Consider the following 3,079-nt stretch of genomic DNA (forward strand, 5'->3'; position numbering starts at 1 on the left):
CCCGAAACCACCGAGCCCACGAAATCCATCCGGTCGCCAGACCAGATCACCGTCTGCCCCGCCTCGAACTTGCGGTAGTACTTGATCTCTTCCAGCCGCTCCAACTCGTCCGACTCGCACCGCGCGCACACGGCACGGTGGCGGATCGGGCATTCCGAACAATCCACAGGGATAGAGAGGCTGCGTTCATTCAGCATTGGTTTCAAAGTCCTGTTAACGGCCTCCCGGATCGAGGTGCCAATCCGGGCCGTCTTGATCTGGGTCAAAGTTTGGCCTCGCGCGCAATCCTAAGTGTAGGCGCATGAAAACGCGAACACAACTCTCCCGCCTCGGCCTTTTCGATGCAAAGGTCCCTCGTTACACGAGCTACCCGACGGCACCGCATTTTTCTCAAGCGGTTGGCGCGGGCGATTTCGAGTCCTGGATCGAGGCGATCCCGGAAAATGGCACGGTTTCACTCTACCTGCACGTGCCTTTCTGTCGCAGGTTGTGCTGGTTCTGCGCCTGTCGGACGCAGGGCACCTCGACGCTGTCGCCGGTCCAGGCCTATGTCGACACGCTGGTTTCCGAGCTCGAGATGCTGAAGGCGCGGCTGCCGCGCGGGGTGAAGCTGTCGCGGCTGCACTGGGGCGGGGGGACGCCCACGCTGCTGACGCCGGACCTGATGAAGCGGCTGGTCGACAAGGTGCGCGACGTCGCGGAGTTTACCGATCACGCAGAGTTCTCGGTCGAGATCGATCCCAACGAGATCGACGGTGAGCGGCTCGACGTGCTGGCCGCCGGCGGCATGAACCGCGCCTCGATCGGGGTGCAGGATTTCGACGAGCAGATCCAGCAGACCATCGGCCGGCCGCAGGGCTATGACGTGACCCGCGCCGCCGTGGAGATGTTCCGCTTTGGAGGCGTCGCGAGCCTCAACGCCGACATCCTCTACGGGCTGCCGCACCAGAGCCGGGCGCGGATCACCGAGACGGTGCAGAAGCTTCTGTCCTTCGCCCCCGACCGGGTGGCGCTTTACGGCTATGCCCACGTGCCGTGGATGGCCAAGCGTCAGCAGATGATTCCCTCGGACGCGCTGCCGACGCCGGAAGAGCGGCTCGACCTCTTCGACACCGCCCGCAGGCTCTTTGTCTGGGACGGCTACGCCGAGATCGGCATCGACCATTTCGGGGCGCCGGACGACGGGCTCGCCATCGCGCAGAAGACCGGCAAACTGCGGCGCAATTTCCAGGGCTATACCGACGACACTTCCGAGGTGCTGATCGGGCTCGGGGCGTCGTCGATCTCGAGATTCCCGCAGGGCTACGCCCAGAACGCCCCGGCCACCGGTGCCTATACGGCGGCGATCCGCGAGGGGCGCTTCGCCACCAGCCGCGGCCACGTCTTCCGGGGCGAGGACCGGCTGCGGGCGCGGATGATCGAGATGCTGATGTGCGACTTCCGCATCGACAAGGCCGAGCTGGTCCGGGACTTCGGTGCCGACGCCTCGGTTCTGGCCGAAATGTTCCGGCGCACCAGCCAGCTCTTCGAGGGGCTCGTGCAGATCACCGAGGACGGGCTCTTCCTGCCCTCCGAGGTGCGCCCGCTCACCCGCATGGTGGCGCGCTGCTTCGACGCCTACGACCTGTCGAAGGCCGGGCATAGCTCAGCGATCTGAGCCGTCCTCGCGGTCGAACCCGGCCAGCCATTTGCCGAGCAGGGCGTCCAGCGCCCTGCGGTCGCCCGCGTCGAGCGTGGCCACCAGCCGGTGCTGGTTCGCCACGTGATCGGTGACCGCGGCGTCGATGGTCCGGTGCCCCAGCGGCGTCAGCGCGACCACAAAGCCGCGCCCGTCCGAGGGGTTCGGCCGCCGCTCCACCAGCCCCGCCTTCTCGAGCCGGTCGAGCCGGTTGGTCATCGTGCCCGAGGTCACCATGGTCGAGGCGAGCAGCGCCTTGACCTCGAGCGCGTGCGGCGGCCCGGCGCGGCGCAGGGTGGCCAGCACGTCGAAGCCTGCGGCGCTGAGCCCGTGCGCGGCGAACACCCTCTCGTGTTCCTGTTCCAGCCGCTTACGCAGCCGCGCGAGCCTGCCGATCAGTCCCATGGGCGTCACGTCGAGGTCCGGGCGCGCGTCGTGCCACTGGGCGAGAATTCGGTCGACATCATCCATGGCGCCACATTGCGGGAAAACATCTTGACGTCAAGATTTGACTATTTATCTTGATATCAAGATAGTGATCTCGACATCAAGATAAAGGCTGCGCCATGTCCCGCCTGACCGACATCGCCCTGACCGCCACCGCGCCCGTCGTCTGGGGCACCACCTACATCGTGAGCACCGAGTTCCTGCCCGGCGCACCGCCGCTGATGGTGGCTGCCTTGCGCGCGCTGCCCGCGGGCCTCCTGCTGCTGGTGCTGACGCGGCAGCTGCCACCGCGCGCCTGGCTCGGGCGGGTGGCGGTGCTGGGGGCGCTGAACTTCGCAATCTTCTGGGCGGCGCTCTTCCTCGCGGCCTATCGCCTGCCGGGCGGGGTGGCGGCGACGCTGGGCGCGATGCAGCCGCTGATCGTGCTGGTTCTGGCACGGCTCTGGCTCGGGACCGCGATGCGCTGGCCATCGGTGGTGGCGGCGCTGGCGGGGCTCGCCGGGGTGGCGCTGCTCATCCTCGGGCCCGGGGCGCAGCTCGACGCGCTGGGGGTCGGTGCGGCGCTGGTGGGGGCTGTGTCGATGGCGGCGGGGACGGTGCTCAGCCGTCGCTGGCAGCCGCCGGTGTCGCCGCTGAGCTTCGCCGCGTGGCAGCTCACCGCCGGTGGTCTCCTGCTGCTGCCGGTGGCGCTGCTGGTCGACGCGCGCCTGCCGCAGCTGACGCCCGCCACCCTCGGCGCGCTGGCGTGGCTGGGCCTTGTCGGCGGGGCGGCGACCTACTGGGCCTTCTTTCGCGGCATCGCCCGGCTCGGGCCTGCGGCGGTCTCGGGGCTGGGTTTCCTCAGCCCGCTCTCGGCGGTGCTGCTGGGCTGGCTGGTGCTTGGGCAGGCGCTGTCGCCGCTGCAGAGCCTCGGCGCGGTGACGGTGCTGGCCTCGGTCTGGCTCGGCCAGCAGG

General features: G+C 68.5%; 3 protein-coding genes and 1 pseudogene. 2 read left to right on the forward strand and 2 right to left on the reverse strand.

Annotation, left to right across the window (positions count from 1 at the left end):
- Nucleotides 1-197 (reverse strand): annotated as a pseudogene (locus HC022_RS22545) (transcriptional regulator); the annotation flags it as partial.
- 104 nt (nucleotides 198-301) lie between these two features.
- On the opposite strand from HC022_RS22545, the gene hemN reads away from it, so the two are divergent.
- Nucleotides 302-1,657, forward strand: a complete 1,356-nt coding sequence (gene hemN, locus HC022_RS22550; protein WP_167453891.1) for an oxygen-independent coproporphyrinogen III oxidase — start codon at nucleotides 302-304, stop codon at nucleotides 1,655-1,657.
- Here hemN and HC022_RS22555 read toward each other — a convergent pair.
- Nucleotides 1,646-2,149, reverse strand: coding sequence for a MarR family winged helix-turn-helix transcriptional regulator (locus HC022_RS22555; protein ID WP_167453892.1), 504 nt, complete (start codon nucleotides 2,147-2,149; stop codon nucleotides 1,646-1,648). The genes hemN and HC022_RS22555 overlap by 12 nt on opposite strands.
- Nucleotides 2,150-2,244: 95 nt before the next feature.
- Between HC022_RS22555 and HC022_RS22560 the strand changes: the two genes are divergently transcribed.
- On the forward strand, nucleotides 2,245-3,079 hold an 835-nt coding region (locus tag HC022_RS22560), incomplete at its 3' end, for an EamA family transporter (protein WP_167453893.1).

The organism is Salipiger sp. HF18 (genome assembly GCF_011806505.1).
Lineage (GTDB): Bacteria > Pseudomonadota > Alphaproteobacteria > Rhodobacterales > Rhodobacteraceae > Salipiger > Salipiger thiooxidans.